This is a genomic window from Shewanella corallii, from assembly GCF_023349125.1.
Lineage (GTDB): Bacteria > Pseudomonadota > Gammaproteobacteria > Enterobacterales > Shewanellaceae > Shewanella > Shewanella corallii.
Genome location: NZ_JAKIKT010000004.1, coordinates 16,581 through 32,669 on the forward strand (window position 1 = coordinate 16,581; position 16,089 = coordinate 32,669).

A 16,089-nucleotide genomic window follows, 5' to 3' on the forward strand; every position below is an offset into this window, starting at 1 on the left:
TCAGAGTCTTTGCCCTGCGTTATTATATTCAGACAGCGCCAGAAACTGACCTATATCTGATAAGTGCGAGGCGTAGCCGATAAAACTATGGTCTCCGCCAGCCTCGAGACACATACTGCAGCAATGATACTTGCTGACTGCCTGACGATAATCAAGCACTTCGTCACCGCTTTGCAATAATACAAAAAACCGATCCGGATGCCGAATCACACTGGTATCCAGCGCCTGCAACTGTGCCTGATGTTGAGGAAGAACCTGGTAAGTCTCGCCGGTATAAGGGTTGTGCTGGCTACCGATAAACTCAGCAAACAACTCATAGGGCTTGACTGCCGGGTTGATCAACACAGCCCGACCACCATACTTTTCAGCCAGATAACTGGCAAAGTATCCCCCCAGCGATGAACCAACATAGCACAGAGGCTCCCCCCTGGCCTTGGCATCACAGGTCAATTGTTCCAGCAAAGCCATGGCCGCTACAGGCTCAGTGGGCAACTGCGGCGCAATCAGGTTTACATGGGGGAAATGTTGCTGAATATAGTCAGCCGTCTGCCGTCCCTTGTCAGACTGGGGAGAACTGTTGAATCCGTGGATATATAGCAGCATAAGTCCTCACGCTGCGGTCGGCTGGTAACTCAACCCGGTATTAAACCCGGACAAAATCAATAACCGCTGGCGTCCTTATCGGGAGAGAATCGCTCACCCGGTACCCTAAATACATTGGTGAGCATGCTACCATCCGCTCGTAACTCCAGCAAACGATAGCCCGGCTGCAGTGCATCCAGAGCAAAATAATCAGACTGAGGTTTAAATTGAATGCAGGTGGATGGCGTCGCCATCAGCTGAATTTCATGATTGCGCCCGGAATAGGTCTGATCCAGCTGCTGATGGATATGGCCCCAAAGCACACCTTTGACTTGAGGAATTTCAGCCATTCGCTGCATAAACTCATCACCATTGGCAAGGCAATGCTGATCCAGCCAGGCGCACCCCGCCAAAATCGGATTATGGTGCATCACCAGCAGAGTGTGATGCTCAGGACAGGCTGCCACCGCTTGCTCAATCAAGTTGAACTCAGACTCAGCAAGGTGCCCGCCCGGTTTACCGTATACGGTGGAATCCAAAAGAATAATCTGCCAGTCACCGGCCAGAATACGTTGATGACCATATACCTGCTCACCCTGCATATTCAAGTGCATGACTTTGGGGTCATCATGATTACCGGGCAGGTAATGGCAGGGCAGATTTAACGGCTCAATCGCCTTGACGAAATTGCGATAAGACTGAGGAGAGTAATCCTGACTGATGTCTCCCGTCGCCAACAAAAAATGGGCGGGGTAGCGGCAAGCGGCAATAGTATCAACCACAGCATTAAGGCTGTTGGCGGTATTCACCCCCAACAGTTGACCTTCATCATCGGCGAACAGGTGCGGATCAGTTACCTGAACCAAACGCACACTTTCACCGGCAGCAATGGAATAAGAGATAGCCTCTTGCAGCATTAATCATCCCGAACGTCAGGACAGGCAAACCCGGGTTGCCTGTCGGCCAATCTTTAACAGCTCCTCCAGGAAAACATTGACCTGGTACTTCTCATCGCGCTGATACATACGCATATTAGGATAATCATACACTGCCTTAAAATTTGAAATCTGCTGGCCACTTAACACTTCTGCTAATTTAGCGTCGTGGTAAACCCTGACCAGAATTCTTGGAGCAGGAATGATATTACACACCTCTGATGGTCGGGAGATCTCCAATAACTGGGTGTAAGGAGTATTTTCCAGCAGCGCCAAGTCCAGAATGCCAAAGCCGCCCTCTACCCGCCACTTGTCACCCTGGCCACCCTCTTCGGGTAACAGGTTAACGATATGGGCATAGTTGCGTCCACATAGAGATAAAAAGGAGGACACATTTGGCTGATATCTTGGCGTCTCGATAATTCTACTCACTCTTACTGACTAACAAAGTTTGATAGTTTAATTGTAACCACTGCAAACCGATCAGGGTGGAAGCATTATCTATTCTTCCCGCCTGCAGAGCATTATACGCATCCTGCCGGTCCATCACTACCACGCGGATATCCTCATGCTCCTCGTCCAGACCATGCAGGCCATGGGCTTTATCCGCATCCACAGTCGCAAGATACCCATAGAATCTTTCGGTACTGCCGCCCGGGCTTGCCAGATAGCTGTTAATAGGCTGCAAAGACAGGGCTTCAATACCCGCTTCCTCGATCAGTTCGCGACGAGCGACATCTTCAGGTGTCTCTCCCTCTTCAATCATGCCTGCTACCAGCTCAAGCAACCAGGGGTTATCACAGGTTTCCAGCGCAGGAAATCTGAGCTGCTCAATCAATACCACCTTATCTGTGACGGGATCATAGGGCAAAACCACCACAGCATGGCCCCTTTCAAACACCTCCCTGCTGACGACATCACTCCAGCCTCCGACAAACAAACGGTGGCGAAAACGGTACAGGTTCATTTTGAAAAAGCCCTGATATAATGGCTTTGTCTCTATGATCTCAACATCATCCCTGCCAAACAGCTTGTTACTCATGAGTTTTCTCCACGCCTGTTTATTCCGGTTCGAAGCAATATTTGCCCGCTGTTCCCCCTGTTTCCGGCTCGGAATCTCAGGGCTTTTTTGCCAATAATATCAATCCGGTTACACTGTCCGGTAAAATAAAATTGGTTACACTTGAAATTTGACTTGAATTCGGTTGATTTCTTAGTATCTAAACAATTAACTTTACACAGTATTGGGAAGCGTCGGGAAGCGCGAACCGGCTGGTATATTTTTGACATGCCTGCCTCACTCCATTCTACCAATTTGTATCCCCTCCCACGGGGATTTTGTCTTAAGAAAGGACAGCCAATGAAATTCAGAATTCGTTCTCTTTGCGCCGCAATGACACTTGCCGCAGCGAGCTCTGCGGTACATGCAGAAGACCTGCTGCAGATCTATCAGCAGGCTCTGACCAACGACCCTGTAGTGCTGCAGGCTCAGGCTCAACGTAATTCCCTGTACGAAAAGATTGAAGAAACCCGTGCTCCCCTGTTACCCAGTTTGAGTGCCAGCGTCGGTTACGGCAAATCCTGGACAGATCAGAACAATGATACCCGAGGTGTCTTTGACTCTGATGGTTTCAATGGCAGCCTGACACTGAACCAGCTGATTTATGATCACAGCGCCTGGGTTGGCCTGGATCTGGCTGAACTGGCAGCTTCTCAGGCTGACGCCAGTTACGCTTCCTCTCTGCAGGGACTGATTATCCGTGTGACCACCGCCTATTTCGATGTACTGAGTGCTCAGGACGCATTGGAATTCCAAAAGGCTGAGGTTGCCGCAATTGGCCGCCAGTTGGAACAGACCAAACAGCGTTTTGCCGTGGGTCTGACAGCAATTACCGACGTGCACGAAGCTCAGGCTCAGTATGATCTGGCCCGTGCTCAGGAAATTCAGGCTGAAAACACAGTACAAAACAACTATCAGGCACTGCAGGAGATCACTGGTCTGCCATATGATCAACTGGCAGTACTGGACACTCAGCGCTTCTCAGCCAGCATGCCAGCTCCTGCCAGCTCATCAGAGTGGCTGAAATTGGCAGAAGACAGTTCACTGGACCTCTTGGTGCAACGTATCGCCAAAGATATCGCTAATGAGCAGATCGCGCTGGCTAAAGCGGGACACATGCCATCTGTAGGTCTGCAGGCAGGTTACACCTCGCAGTTTGAGCGCAGTGACAACCTGAACGATACAGGCACAGGTAATGTAGCGCTGAATGTGAGCATTCCAATTTTTCAGGGCTTCAAAGTCAGCTCTCAGGTTAATCAGGCCCAGTATGACTATGTGGCTGCCAGTGAAAAACTGGAACAGACACACAGAGGTGTATCCAAGGATATCCGTAATAACTTCAACAACGTAGCAGCGTCTATCAGCTCTATTAAAGCCTACGAGCAGACTGTAATCTCCTCTGAGAGTGCATTGAAAGCAACCCAGGCTGGTTTTGAAGTAGGTACCCGTACCATTGTTGACGTACTGAACAGCACCCGTAACCTGTACAACTCCAAACGTCAGCTGTCTGATGCCCGCTATGCTTACATCCAGTCAGTCGTGGCACTGAAGCAGGCTGCCGGCACACTGACTGAAGAAGATATCGTGATGATTAACCAGGGTCTAACCGAAGCAGCTGCATCTCAGCAGCCATAACCCGGGTTTAGCAAGTACAAAAAAACCGCCTCCCGGGCGGTTTTTTTATGCCTGAAAACCGACAATTAAAAATCGATTTCCACACCGGCAAAGAAGCCATCAAACTTCATATTGGAAGTCAGACCGGAGAAGTTGTTGGCATCGAAGTTAAACTCGCGATAACCGGCGCGAACGCGGGTGTCCAGCGCAATGCCGTCAAACTGCCAGCCGAGGCCCAGCTGATAGTCATACACCTTGGACTCATCCAGACCAGCCATCACATCGGCAAAACCGAACAGGCCAAGACCTGGGATGCCAACCATAGCGCTGGCATAACCCATCACTACACCATCATCCAGATCGATCTCGGTAGGCAGGTTGTTCATGCTGACCATGTAGCTGCCGTGCATCTGCTTGTATGCGCCACCCACGTCCAGAGACACCAGATCGTTGTCCAGCAGCTCGTAGTAAAGGATAAAGTCAGTGTTGCTCAAATCAGCTTCTGAAAACACATCCCCGGTGAACTGCTTGCCACCAAAAGTGAAATCAGCCCCTGTCATGGAGCCGTTTTCCTTCAAACGGTTTTCACGAATGGCCACATTAGGCACAAAAGGGATTGGGTGTTCAAGCGATACCCAGATGCTGCCCTGAGTAGAGGAGTCATAATCAAACTCCTGTTGTGGATTACCACTTTGGGCAAAAGTGCCGGAGGTATCAGCAGCCCAGAAATCAGCTCCCAGCTTAAAACCCAGCAGAGTATCTGCCTGAGCAGACGACGCCATCAGCCCCATTAGCACGGAGCCAGCCAACCATGTCTTTTTCATAATTATCCCTGAGATAACAAGTTAGTTAAGTCAATTACCGCCGCATTGGCTCGGGAGATGTAGTTCGCCATCACCAAAGAGTGATTAGCTACCAAACCAAATCCACTGCCATTGAGGATCATTGGGCTCCATACCGGTTGCTGGGTCGCTTCCAGCTCACGGATAATCTGCCGCAAACTAACCTCGGCGTTCTTCTTTTCCAGTACATCGGCGAAATCTACTTCAATCGCCTTCATAAAATTCAACAGAGCCCAGGACGCACCCCGGGCTTCGTAGAACACATCATCAATCTTCCACCAACTGGTCTTCACCGACTGCTGAGACAAACCAGGGGTCGATTGACGGGCAGCTGAGTCGCCTGCCAAATCTGTGTTAATTCGCTCCTGTCCTACGCTGGCTGACAACTGTTGTGACATACTGCCAAGACGCTTTTGCACCTCTTTCAGCCACTCATTCAGATTATCTGCACGGGCATAAAACTGCGCATCTGTATTGGCAGGATCAGCAATCCTGGCTCTGTACATCTCTAATAAGACGACCGCATCCGCGTATTCACTTTCAGCTTTTGGCACCAACCAACTGGTGTGGTCGATATTCAGCTTGGAATGAGCATCCAGCAGATCCTTATCTGCCGCACTTTGTGACTGAGAACGGCTGAACTCTTTACGCATAACCAAGGCTAAATCTCTGGCCTGCTCAAGGGCTCCGAACTCAAACGCTTTCATATTATCCATGAAGAGTGTCGGCGGCATGACATCATTGGATTGCCAGCCTCCGGGCTTGTTCATCAGGGTATCCATTGTGTCAATCAGCGCGGTAGTGGTGGCGTAACCGACAACAGGCTTACCCGAGTTATTGGTCAGAGTTTGTGGTTCCAGTGCATCCGGCTCAATACTCCACCATATGCTGACGATATAAAGCAGCAGTGCGACACCGACCAGTACACCGGCCACCGGTTTCCAGGCAATTTTCATCTTGGTTTTCCTCAGTGATGGTGATGATGGTGATGATTCTGGCTGGCCCCCTTACGGACCGGCAGGGAGATAAGCTGCTCACTTTCATCGGCAAAAATCAGTGTCAGCCCGACCTCTTCACCCTCTTTCAATGGCTGAGTCAGTCCCAACAACATAATATGGTCGCCCGATGGAGCCAGCACTAACTCACCCTCTGCAGGCAAGCTGAACTCTGACACCTGGCGCATCTTTACCATACCCTGCTCTTCTATCAGGGTATGCAGCTGAGCTTCTTTTGCGGCCTGAGTCCGGACACCCACCAAGACTTTGTCTTTACCCGGGTTTTTCAGGGTCATATAGGCGGCGCTATTTGGAACCGTGGGAGGCATGGCTCTGACAAATCCATCGTCAACCTGCACCTCTTGCGCCAGTGAAAAGGCCGAAAAACAGGCCAAAATGGCACCAAACAGCTGTTTGAATATTAACTTCAATGTCATAAACTCCATTGAGAGCCCAAAGTCGATACAAGGATCAACCCATGAGCAATATCGAGGTAAAGGATGACAAAGGTGTTCGCATCATCCGCTTTAATCGGCCGGACAAGCGCAATGCTCTGACGCTTGACATGTATCGGCAGTTGACAGAATACCTTATCGAAGGTGAGGCAGACAACGGCATCAGGGCTTTTCTGATTTGTGGTGAAAACCACTGTTTTACTTCTGGAAACGACATTAAGGATTTCCTCTCCAATGGTGAGCTGGGTGCAACACACCCCGCGGTCCGTTTTCTGTTTTGTCTGCTGGAGCTGAAAAAGCCCATGGTCGCCGCCGTCAGTGGTGCTGCTGTGGGTATAGGTACCACTTTGTTGCTGCACTGCGACCTTGTCTATGCAGACGAAAGCGCCCAGTTCCAACTTCCCTTTGTTAATCTGGCTTTGGTCCCGGAGGCGGGCGCTAGCATGCTGTTGCCGCAATTGGTCGGTTATCAGAAAGCCGCAGAACTTTTGTTGTTGGGCGAACCATTCGACGCCAACACGGCCAAACAGTTGGGCATGATCAATGGTGTCATTGGGCAGAGGGAGTTGTTTGAACATGCCCTGGCAGTGAGCCTCAAACTCGCTGACAAACCGGCCAGTGCCGTGCAGTTGACTAAAAAACTGATGAAGGTAAACCGAAATAAGCTGCAGCATCAGATGTACCTCGAGTTGGAACATTTCAGCAGTCAGTTAAAGAGTGAAGAAGCCAGAGAAAGATTTCAGGCCTTTTTAGGAAAGAGCCAATAGTGGCTTAATGACTTTGCTGCTCGGTATGGGCAGCTAATACCAATACAGCAAGCACCAATACCAGGGGAAGCCACAGCAGGGATAATCCCCAATATAAAATAGCCAGGGTGGCCAATATCGCCAGGCAAGGTACTATCAGCGTCATGCTGACGGCGATGACCAGGGCCAGCAGTAATGCCAGTGCTATGCCTGCAAGCAGTATAACGCTCTGCCCCAGGTACCCACCAAGCTGCCAATCCTGATCCAGGTGGATTGTCCACGTCCAATGACTGTCTGAGATTCCCCACCAGGTGCAAAGCACCAATGCCGTCATTATGACAATCCACTTATGATTGTTCTTCTTTAACTTCATGCCCTGCACCTTACAGATGTCTTCGCCATGGTGCCTGCCAGTGACATACCAGGAAGGCCGCGATAACAAAGCTGATGACCGGAAGTAACCAAAGCAGTGCTATGGTCTGCATTGAGATCCACATCTGTTACTCCGGCTTCTGAGTAGTCAGGATGACAGCCTCTTCTGCATCTTCTTCGGACTTGCTAGCAGCTACCTGGCCTTCAAGGTCAGTCATCGCTTCAGCTACCTGCAGACGCAGAGATAAAACCAGTTCCTGACGTGCAGATTGCAGCATTTGTTGAGTCTGAGTGCTGATGACCTGTTCAATCTGACCGGTAAGGTCTGACAACTCAACAGCCTGTGCTTCTGAAGTGGTTGCCATAGTTGCAGTTGAAGTCAGGGCAGCGGCAACGATGATAGATTTGAATTGAGTGGTAAACATAATAAATCCCTCTGATTGTGTTAAATGACACAGAGGGTATTTCAAGGCTTGTGCCAACTTTGAAAAAATAAGCACAAGAAACTGTTTAATAAGAATTTATTTACTTTTTAAAGGTGAGATAAGGAAAAACAGACAGGAGAAGGTAAATCGGCAGTTGGTGAAAAACACTACAGATGTTGTATTTTTCACCAACAGATAACATTGACGATTATACGGCCTGCAAAGCCGCTTGCTGCTGCATTTTTTCCAGCGCATCCAGCACTACCTGTACCGTCGCACCAGGCTTGTGAGCATTTTCACTCAGGTGACGGCGCCAGGCTCGCGACCCCGGCAATCCCTGATACAAGCCTATGATATGACGGGTGATATGGTTCAAACGCCCGCCATCAGCCAGATGTCTCTCGATATAAGGAATCATTTTCCCGATAACCTCCTCCCGGCTCATTAAGGGCAGAGAGTGGCCACAGAGCTCATTGTCCACCCGGGACAGAATATAGGGATTCTGATATGCCTCACGCCCCACCATGACTCCATCCAGGTGCAGCAGATGTGCCTGAGCCTGCTCAATACTGGTAACACCACCATTGATGGAAATATGCAGATCCGGATAATCCTGCTTCAACTGATACACACGAGGATAATCCAGCGGTGGGATCTCACGGTTTTCTTTTGGACTCAGACCCTGCAGCCAGGCTTTACGCGCATGCACAATAAAGGTGTCACAGCCAACACCTTTAACGGTATCGATAAATTGGGTCAGGAACTCATAGCTGTCCTGATCATCGATACCAATACGGGTTTTCACCGTGACCGGAATATCCACCACCTGACGCATTGCATCCACACAGTTTGCCACCAACGCAGCCTCACCCATCAAACAGGCACCGAACATACCGTTTTGTACCCGATCTGATGGACATCCCACATTCAGGTTGACCTCATCATAACCATACTCCTGCGCTTTTTTGGCGCAGGCCGCCAAGTCTGCAGGATTTGAACCGCCCAGCTGCAAAGCCAATGGGTGCTCTTCACTGTTATAAGCCAGGTAGTCACCCTTACCGTGCAGAATTGCCCCGGTAGTTACCATTTCGGTATACAGCAACGCCTCAGAAGACATGAGTCGGGCAAAGTAGCGGTAATGACGATCAGTCCAATCCAGCATTGGAGCAACAGAAAAGCGGCGATTGGTCGCTGTAATCTTTTGGGACTGACTCAGTTCAGAAACAGACATTCAGGTAAACCTTGGGTTGGACAGGACACTGGGTGTCGGGACAAAGGCGGAATTATACACTGCCACAGGGGCTCAGTGCCATGTCACGACATTGGCCCCATGAGGTTTTGAAACTATTCAGTAAGTTTGAATATTTTCGCCTAAGCTTATCAATACTCGTTGCTGCAGGTTCAGGACTAATGCCTGAATCCGGAAAGGGGAAATTTCACGCTCTATGAACGTTCAATTTATCAATCCATTTCTTGATTCTTTTCTTAATGTTATTGGCACTATGGCCACCATAACCCTGACGCCGGGAAAACCCATGCTGAAAGAGGATGAATTGGCCAAAGGGGATGTCTCAGGGTTGATCGGCATGGTAGGCGAGCAAGCGAAAGGCTCTCTGTCTTTGACCTTTGAGAAGCGACTGGCACTCAAAGTGATGGAGAATATGCTTGGAGAAGCGCCCGACGCTATCGACGAAGAGGTGACGGATATGGTGGGCGAGCTCACCAATATGGTGTCAGGTGGCGCAAAAAAATCTTTGGGAGAACAGGGGTTTGAATTTGATATGGCCACCCCGGTTGTGGTGGCCGGCAAAGAACATCATATTTCCCATGTCAGCAGCGGCAAGAAGATTATCATTCCCTTCAATAGCCTCTATGGCAGGGCTTTTATTGAGATCTGCTTCGAAGAGTAACCAGTTTAGAAGGGCTGACTCACCATCACCCAAAACTGGCTGGACTCGGCGCTGACGCCGAACTCTGCCCGCACTACGACGCTTTCGACCTCAAATCGGGCGCCAGCCCCAACAGACCACTCCATCTCCTGGTGTAAAGCCGAAGCTGAGAAATGATCGGCAACCTTGCCTGCTTCGGCAAATACCACCCATTGCCACCAAGGCACATCATAAAGGTTGAATACAGGCAGCTCCTGCAGGGGTTGCCAGTGAGGCTGAACCCGATACTCCAGGGTGTAAAGCACCGCGCTGCGACCAGTAAAGCGCCTTGCACTGTAGCCCCTCAGCCGCTCAAAACCGCCCAGAGAGATACCTGCAAAATCCGGTGGCCTGTGATATTCGCCGTCAGTCTGGCTGTTCCAGCCCGGCGTATCAGCCAAATAGAAGTTGGCCGCAATAATCTGTTGTCGGAACAGGTCATTCTTACCCACAGAGAAGAACAGGCTCTGCTCAAACTCCCAGGTATTCCAATCCTGACTGCCGTCAGCTTCAACGCCGTGACGAAGTTTCAGCATGGTTTGTCCACCCTGGGTACTGTTACGGCCATTATCCCTGTTATCCCAGTCAAGCAGCAGCTCAATACCTCTAGCGTATTGGGGCTGAGAGTCAGTTTGCTGTAGATGTCGGGATTGCATAAAAGGCGTAAAGCGCAGACTGGTCGTTCCCGACTCCAGCGGATTCCAGCTAACGTCCTGACGTGGCCGCATCGATGCCACAGCGCCCTGGCTTCCCCAGCCTATCGGCAACACATACTCGGCATGAAACTTGGCAAATCGCTCTTCGCCACGGGTAATGGTTTTGACATCATTGCCAACGGCATCCGGCAGATAGTAAACCCCTTCCTGAAACAGGCCCTGATAGTATTCGCCACTGAACAGCCATTGCTCCAGTCCGGGCAATTGGTAGTTGTTAACGCCCAGGTACCCCACCCAACTCTCATTGGTGGTATACAAACCAAAACCAAACAGGCTGGCCTGCGGCTGACCGGCATGCTTAAGGACAGCTGCACCACCAAAGGCTGTGCTCAGATTCTCACTGGAGAAAACAAAGGGAACGGCCGCAAATTCCGGCTCAGGCATTTGGGACTGGGACGACTGCCCAGCCACGGCTCCCGCGCTGACAAACGCCAACACGGATAGGAGAACTCTGGTTTTTATTATCATTATTTCCAACTTCCACACACAAAAAAACGGCAGAGACTCTCTGCCGTTTCATGATTCTATCTGTCACTGCCTGACTGGCAGCTTAATCAGAGCTCAAGACACACTGCCACCCTGGGGGTCAACTTGGTCATTAACTCATAGGCAATAGTGCCAATATGCTCAGCAACTTCCTCTACTGGCAGAGCTTCGCCCCACAACAGCACATCATCGCCCACAACATCAGTGGCATCGGGCCCCAAATCCACAGTCAGCATATCCATGGACACCCGGCCAACCACAGGTACCCTGCGGCCATTGATCCAAACAGGAGTGCCTTCCGGCGCATTGCGTGGATAACCATCACCATAGCCAATAGCGACCACGCCCAGACGGGTATCGCGGTCAGCATGCCAGTATCCGCCATAGCCAACAGGCTGACCAGATTTGTGCTCCCGAACTGAGATCAGGCGCGACTTAAGATCCATCGCAGGTTTCAAGCCATGGTTGGTACCCAGATCGCCGGTCACAGGAGAGATACCGTAAAGTGCGATGCCCGGGCGTATCCAATCTCTGCGACTGTCCGGCCAGAACAGAGCACCGGCGGAATTGGCAATAGAGCGCTCGCCAATCAACCCTGACGTCAGCGTATCGAACACCTTGAGCTGATATCCTGTGTAATCCTGCTCTGGTTCATCGGCGCGGGAGAAATGTGTCATCAGATGCACAGGTTTAGCCACATTTGGACAAGCCAACAGACGCTGATACACAGATTCAAACTGCTCAGCCACAAAGCCAAGCCTGTGCATACCCGAGTCGACTTTCATCCACACTGTGACCGGTTTATCCAGTTGTGCCTGCTCCAGCATCTCCAGCTGAGACTCATGGTGCACAACTGTATCGATACCATGAGTCACCAGCAATGGCAGATCTTCGGCCCGGAAGAAGCCTTCCAACAAAAGTAGTTTGGCCTTAACACCGCCGTCACGCAGCGCCAGCGCCTCTTCAAGTCGGGCAAGACCGAAGCCGTCTGCTTTACCATCCAGGTGGCCAGCGACATTAAGCAGCCCATGACCATAGGCATTGGCTTTGACCACAGCAAGCACCTTGCTTGCCGGAGCCAGGACCTTAAGTCTGCTCAGGTTATGGGTCAGTGCGCCAAGACGGATCTCGGCTCGGGGAAAAGGTTTCAAAAACGCACCCTGTAATAAATGATTGGGCTTTGCAGCGATTAATCTTCTTCAAATACCAGTGGACCAGCATAGTTGTCGAAGCGGGAGAAGTGACCCTGGAAGGTCAAACGCACACGACCAATTGGGCCGTTACGCTGCTTACCGATAATGATTTCAGCCGTTCCCTTGTCAGAAGAGTCATCGTTATACACCTCATCACGATAAATAAACATGATGAGGTCGGCATCCTGCTCGATAGAACCGGATTCACGGAGATCCGAGTTTACCGGGCGCTTATCGGCGCGTTGTTCAAGCGAGCGGTTAAGCTGGGACAGTGCAATCACTGGAATTTCCAGCTCTTTGGCGAGCGCCTTGAGAGAGCGGGAGATTTCGGCAATCTCCAAAGTACGGTTATCTGCCAGAGCCGGCACCTGCATCAGCTGCAAGTAGTCGACCATGATCATAGACAGGCCGCCGTACTCACGGGCAATACGACGGGCACGGCTGCGCACTTCTGTTGGCGTCAGACCAGAGCTGTCATCGATATACATCTTGCCCTGCTCCAGCATCAGTCCCATGGTGGAGGAAACGCGGGCCCAGTCATCATCATCCAACTGACCGGTACGGATCTTGGTTTGGTCAACCCGGCCCAGAGAGGCCAGCATACGCATCATGATCTGTTCCGAGGGCATCTCAAGACTGAAGATAAGCACAGGCTTGTCTTCATTCATGGCAGCCTGCTCACACAGGTTCATGGCAAAGGTGGTTTTACCCATGGAAGGACGGGCCGCCACGATAATCAGGTCACCGGACTGGAAACCGGCAGTCATGCCATCCAGGTCCTGGAAGCCACTGGACACACCGGTCACACCATTGTGTGGGTTGTTGTACAACTGCTCAATACGGTCAACCGTCTTTTCCAGAATCGACTTGATACCTTCAGGACCGCTTTCGGCACTGTTGGCTCTTTGCTCAGCAATCTTGAATACCTTGGTTTCGGCAAAGTCGAGCAAAGCGCTCGAGTCGCGGCCTTCCGGGTTATAACCTGAGTCAGCGATCTCCTGGGCAACCCGGATCAACTCGCGGACTACCGCGCGCTCGCGCACGATCTCTGCGTAGGAAACAATGTTGCCGGCACTTGGGGTGTTCTTGGCAATCTCACCCAAATAGGCAAAGCCACCGGCATCTTCCAGCTCGTTTTCCAGCTCCAGCTGCTCAGACACTGTCACCAAATCGATAGGCTGACCGGACTCAACCAGTTTCTCCATGGAGGAGAAGATCATTCTGTGGGAGCGGGAATAGAAGTCTTCCCGGACGATAGCCTCTGCGACCTTATCCCAGGCTTCGGTGTCCAACATCAGACCACCCAATACAGACTGCTCCGCCTCCAGCGAATGTGGAGGCAGCTTCAGGGCTTCAACCTGAGGATCCCTGGGTTTCTTTTTGGCCTTAAATGCACCTTGCTGAGACATTGACTCTCCCGATTACAACAGCATTACAAATATGATATAACCCCACAGGCCTTACACCTGTGGATTACAAAAAACTTTCCGTTTGCCCTACAAAACTGACATAAAAATCAACAATAAGGAATGAACATGCGTAACGCATTGGTCGCAGCCCTGATGCTGTCATCCGGCGCCGCCCTCGCCGATGAGGGACAATGGCAACCCTACCAAATGCCTGCTATTGCAGACAAACTGAAGCAGAGAGGGATAGATATCCCGGCACAACAACTGGCTGACCTGAGTCAGTATCCGATGAATGCGGTAGTAGGACTGGGGTATTGTACCGCCAGTTTTGTGTCTCCTAAAGGCTTAGTTGTCACCAATCATCACTGTGCCTACCGCGCCATCCAGTACAACACTAAACCTGAACACAATTATCTGGAGCTTGGCTTTCTGGCAAGCACTTTGGATAAGGAGCCCAGCGCAGGTCCGAATGAACGCCTCTATGTGACTGAGGCCGTTACTGACGTGACCGCTAAAGTCACCGCCAACCTGCCAACAGAGCCCCTGGCCCGCTATGAAGCCATTGAAGCCAACAAGAAAGCCCTGATCAAAGAGTGCGAGGCCGATGACAACTATCGCTGCTCAGTTCGCAGCTTCCACAATGGCCTGGAATACTATCTGATCAAACAGTTGATCATTCGCGACGTACGCCTGGTATACGCACCACCGGAAAGCGTTGGCGGCTATGGCGGTGATATCGATAACTTTGAGTTCCCACGCCACAGTGGTGACTTTACCTTCCTGCGTGCTTATGTAGGCAAGGATGGCAAACCTGCTCCTTACTCAGAAGATAACGTCCCCTATGTGCCCAAGAGCTACCTCAAGGTAAATGCTGACGGCGTGAAAGCCGGTGACGGTGTGTTTGTCGCGGGCTACCCGGGCTCAACCAGCCGCTACCGCCTGACGTCAGAGCTGGAGTTTGCCTCTGATTGGCTGTATCCGGTTCTGGCCGACAGATACCAGCGTCAAATAGATACCATTGAAGCCATGGGCGCCGACAATGAAGATATCAGTATCAAGTACGCAGGTACCCTGGCGGGCAATGCCAACCGTATGAAGAAACTGAATGGTCTGCTGGACGGCTTCCGTGCCACTGACATTGCCGGTATCAAGCAATCCAGAGAAGATGCCTTTGTCGATTGGCTCAAACAGAGCCCGGCAATGAACCCCAAGCTGGTACAGGAGCTCGAGTCCCTGATTGCTGAAAACCAGGAGGCGATTCAAACCAGCTTCTACTTCAAGAATGCCCAGTCCAGCACCTTGCTGAATGCAGCCAATCGTCTGTATCGACTGGCGAAAGAGAAACAAAAGCCGGATGCGCAGCGCGAATCAGGTTACCAGGAGCGGGATATGAAGCTGTTTGAGGCCAGCCTCAAGCGTATCAATCGCAGCTTCGAGCAATCAGTGGATAAAACCCTGTGGTTGCAGGATATCCAGGCTTATCAAGGCCAATCCCATAAAGTCGCGGTACTGGATGAACTGCTTACCTACGACAACCATGCCTCATTGCAAGACAAGATCGCTGGTATGTACTCACTGACGGGATTAACCGACGCCGACACCCGTCTGCAGTGGATGGATAAGTCACCGGAAGATTTCGAAAACAGCGCAGATCCTTTTATCCGTTTGGCTGTCGCCCTGTACGATGAAAACATGGCGCTGGAGAAAGCGGAAAAAGAACTGGCAGGCAGACTGTCCATGGCACGCCCTGACTATATGGCTGCAGTGATCGATTACTATAAAGCCAATGATTGGCCGGTATATCCGGATGCCAACGGCACTCTGCGTATCACCTATGGCATGGTAGATGGCTATCAGTCCCGTGACGCCCTGTACAAACAACCCTTTACCCGCCTCGAAGGTATCACCGCCAAGCACACAGGTGTAGAGCCTTTCAATGCACCGCAAAAGGTCCTGGATGCCATTGCCAAAGGCGATATGGGTGAGCATAAGGTAGAGTCTGTGTACGCGGATGGCCGCGGCTTGATTTGTCGTCTGTTCTCCTGCCTTGATAAGCCGGAGGAGTTCAACTCAGTGCCGGTTAACTTCCTCTCCAGCGTAGATACTACAGGTGGCAACTCGGGCTCACCGGTTTTCAACGGTAAAGGCGAACTTGTGGGTCTTAACTTTGATTCCACCTATGAAGCCATTACCAAGGACTGGTTCTTTAACCCCACCATCACTCGCGCAGTGCACGTAGATATCCGCTACGTACTCTGGATGATGGACAAGGTGGATAACGCTCAGAACCTGATTGAAGAACTGGATGTGGTCAGGGACTAAGCCCCCCAA

General features: G+C 51.0%; 17 protein-coding genes. 4 read left to right on the plus strand and 13 right to left on the minus strand.

All coding sequences use genetic code 11. From position 1 onward, the window contains the following. From L2725_RS11535 to nudF, 4 genes are read right to left on the minus strand one after another with little or no spacing between them, the layout of a single operon-like run. Complete coding sequence (locus L2725_RS11535) at positions 1-603, minus strand: YqiA/YcfP family alpha/beta fold hydrolase (protein ID WP_249249095.1); 603 nt, start codon at positions 601-603, stop codon at positions 1-3. A 56-nt stretch (positions 604-659) separates the two neighbouring features. Next, positions 660-1,499 (minus strand): 3',5'-cyclic-AMP phosphodiesterase, encoded by an 840-nt coding sequence (gene cpdA / locus L2725_RS11540; protein WP_249249096.1) that lies wholly within the window; start codon positions 1,497-1,499, stop codon positions 660-662. Positions 1,500-1,514: 15 nt separating this feature from the next. Beyond that, the gene (locus L2725_RS11545; protein WP_249249097.1) at positions 1,515-1,949 is read right to left on the minus strand and encodes a DUF1249 domain-containing protein; all 435 of its coding nucleotides are present in this window, start codon (positions 1,947-1,949) and stop codon (positions 1,515-1,517) included. Further along, a complete protein-coding gene (nudF, locus tag L2725_RS11550) occupies positions 1,942-2,559 on the minus strand; it encodes an ADP-ribose diphosphatase (protein ID WP_249249098.1) in 618 nt (205 codons plus the stop codon). The genes L2725_RS11545 and nudF overlap by 8 nt, the downstream gene beginning before the upstream one ends. Positions 2,560-2,877: 318 nt before the next feature. On the opposite strand from nudF, the gene tolC reads away from it, so the two are divergent. Next, positions 2,878-4,212 carry an outer membrane channel protein TolC gene (gene tolC, locus L2725_RS11555; RefSeq protein ID WP_115137153.1) on the plus strand — a complete coding sequence of 445 codons (1,335 nt, stop codon included), beginning with the start codon at positions 2,878-2,880 and terminating at the stop codon, positions 4,210-4,212. Between the two features lie 65 nt (positions 4,213-4,277). Here tolC and L2725_RS11560 read toward each other — a convergent pair whose 3' ends face one another. From L2725_RS11560 to L2725_RS11570, 3 genes are read right to left on the minus strand one after another with little or no spacing between them, the layout of a single operon-like run. Continuing rightward, entirely contained in the window at positions 4,278-5,015 is a 738-nt protein-coding gene (locus tag L2725_RS11560; RefSeq protein ID WP_115137154.1) for a TIGR04219 family outer membrane beta-barrel protein, read from the minus strand. A gap of 2 nt (positions 5,016-5,017) precedes the next feature. After that, the gene (locus L2725_RS11565; protein ID WP_248936688.1) at positions 5,018-5,989 is read right to left on the minus strand and encodes a DUF2333 family protein; all 972 of its coding nucleotides are present in this window, start codon (positions 5,987-5,989) and stop codon (positions 5,018-5,020) included. Between the two features lie 11 nt (positions 5,990-6,000). Further along, a complete protein-coding gene (locus tag L2725_RS11570) occupies positions 6,001-6,474 on the minus strand; it encodes a copper chaperone PCu(A)C (RefSeq protein ID WP_249249100.1) in 474 nt (157 codons plus the stop codon). Between the two features lie 32 nt (positions 6,475-6,506). Here L2725_RS11570 and L2725_RS11575 point away from each other — a divergent pair, with 32 nt between their 5' ends. After that, entirely contained in the window at positions 6,507-7,250 is a 744-nt protein-coding gene (locus L2725_RS11575; protein WP_249249101.1) for an enoyl-CoA hydratase, read from the plus strand. A 4-nt stretch (positions 7,251-7,254) separates the two neighbouring features. Here the strand turns inward: L2725_RS11575 and L2725_RS11580 are convergent, their stop codons facing one another. From L2725_RS11580 to dusA, 3 genes are all read right to left on the minus strand, one after another. After that, a complete protein-coding gene (locus L2725_RS11580) occupies positions 7,255-7,602 on the minus strand; it encodes a hypothetical protein (protein ID WP_115137158.1) in 348 nt (115 codons plus the stop codon). Positions 7,603-7,729: 127 nt separating this feature from the next. Continuing rightward, positions 7,730-8,026, minus strand: a complete 297-nt coding sequence (locus L2725_RS11585; protein ID WP_249249103.1) for a hypothetical protein — start codon at positions 8,024-8,026, stop codon at positions 7,730-7,732. Between the two features lie 208 nt (positions 8,027-8,234). After that, positions 8,235-9,257: a tRNA dihydrouridine(20/20a) synthase DusA gene (gene dusA / locus L2725_RS11590; protein WP_249249104.1), complete on the minus strand. Its 1,023-nt coding sequence runs from the start codon at positions 9,255-9,257 to the stop codon at positions 8,235-8,237. A gap of 214 nt (positions 9,258-9,471) precedes the next feature. On the opposite strand from dusA, the gene L2725_RS11595 reads away from it, so the two are divergent. Then, complete coding sequence (locus tag L2725_RS11595; protein WP_249249105.1) at positions 9,472-9,936, plus strand: chemotaxis protein CheX; 465 nt, start codon at positions 9,472-9,474, stop codon at positions 9,934-9,936. A 5-nt stretch (positions 9,937-9,941) separates the two neighbouring features. Here the strand turns inward: L2725_RS11595 and L2725_RS11600 are convergent, their stop codons facing one another. The 3 genes from L2725_RS11600 to dnaB all read right to left on the minus strand — a co-directional run bounded on the left by L2725_RS11600 (position 9,942) and on the right by dnaB (position 13,758). Beyond that, the gene (locus tag L2725_RS11600; RefSeq protein WP_249249106.1) at positions 9,942-11,138 is read right to left on the minus strand and encodes a BamA/TamA family outer membrane protein; all 1,197 of its coding nucleotides are present in this window, start codon (positions 11,136-11,138) and stop codon (positions 9,942-9,944) included. Between the two features lie 86 nt (positions 11,139-11,224). Continuing rightward, positions 11,225-12,307 carry an alanine racemase gene (gene alr / locus L2725_RS11605; RefSeq protein ID WP_249249107.1) on the minus strand — a complete coding sequence of 361 codons (1,083 nt, stop codon included), beginning with the start codon at positions 12,305-12,307 and terminating at the stop codon, positions 11,225-11,227. Between the two features lie 38 nt (positions 12,308-12,345). After that, positions 12,346-13,758 carry a replicative DNA helicase gene (dnaB, locus tag L2725_RS11610; protein ID WP_115137164.1) on the minus strand — a complete coding sequence of 471 codons (1,413 nt, stop codon included), beginning with the start codon at positions 13,756-13,758 and terminating at the stop codon, positions 12,346-12,348. 126 nt (positions 13,759-13,884) lie between these two features. Between dnaB and L2725_RS11615 the strand changes: the two genes are divergently transcribed. Further along, on the plus strand, positions 13,885-16,080 hold the full coding sequence (locus L2725_RS11615; protein WP_249249108.1) for a S46 family peptidase: 2,196 nt from the start codon (positions 13,885-13,887) through the stop codon (positions 16,078-16,080). Positions 16,081-16,089 lie beyond the last annotated feature (9 nt).

Coding starts and splice junctions, on each gene's coding strand:
- L2725_RS11615 (WP_249249108.1), top strand. CDS start 13,885: ATGCGTAACGCATTGGTCGCAGCCCTGATGCTGTCATCCGGCGCCGCC.
- nudF (WP_249249098.1), bottom strand. CDS start 2,559: ATGAGTAACAAGCTGTTTGGCAGGGATGATGTTGAGATCATAGAGACA.
- L2725_RS11575 (WP_249249101.1), top strand. CDS start 6,507: ATGAGCAATATCGAGGTAAAGGATGACAAAGGTGTTCGCATCATCCGC.
- L2725_RS11560 (WP_115137154.1), bottom strand. CDS start 5,015: ATGAAAAAGACATGGTTGGCTGGCTCCGTGCTAATGGGGCTGATGGCG.
- cpdA (WP_249249096.1), bottom strand. CDS start 1,499: ATGCTGCAAGAGGCTATCTCTTATTCCATTGCTGCCGGTGAAAGTGTG.
- L2725_RS11600 (WP_249249106.1), bottom strand. CDS start 11,138: ATGATAATAAAAACCAGAGTTCTCCTATCCGTGTTGGCGTTTGTCAGC.
- L2725_RS11585 (WP_249249103.1), bottom strand. CDS start 8,026: ATGTTTACCACTCAATTCAAATCTATCATCGTTGCCGCTGCCCTGACT.
- L2725_RS11535 (WP_249249095.1), bottom strand. CDS start 603: ATGCTGCTATATATCCACGGATTCAACAGTTCTCCCCAGTCTGACAAG.
- L2725_RS11570 (WP_249249100.1), bottom strand. CDS start 6,474: ATGGAGTTTATGACATTGAAGTTAATATTCAAACAGCTGTTTGGTGCC.
- L2725_RS11580 (WP_115137158.1), bottom strand. CDS start 7,602: ATGAAGTTAAAGAAGAACAATCATAAGTGGATTGTCATAATGACGGCA.
- tolC (WP_115137153.1), top strand. CDS start 2,878: ATGAAATTCAGAATTCGTTCTCTTTGCGCCGCAATGACACTTGCCGCA.
- L2725_RS11595 (WP_249249105.1), top strand. CDS start 9,472: ATGAACGTTCAATTTATCAATCCATTTCTTGATTCTTTTCTTAATGTT.
- dnaB (WP_115137164.1), bottom strand. CDS start 13,758: ATGTCTCAGCAAGGTGCATTTAAGGCCAAAAAGAAACCCAGGGATCCT.
- dusA (WP_249249104.1), bottom strand. CDS start 9,257: ATGTCTGTTTCTGAACTGAGTCAGTCCCAAAAGATTACAGCGACCAAT.
- L2725_RS11565 (WP_248936688.1), bottom strand. CDS start 5,989: ATGAAAATTGCCTGGAAACCGGTGGCCGGTGTACTGGTCGGTGTCGCA.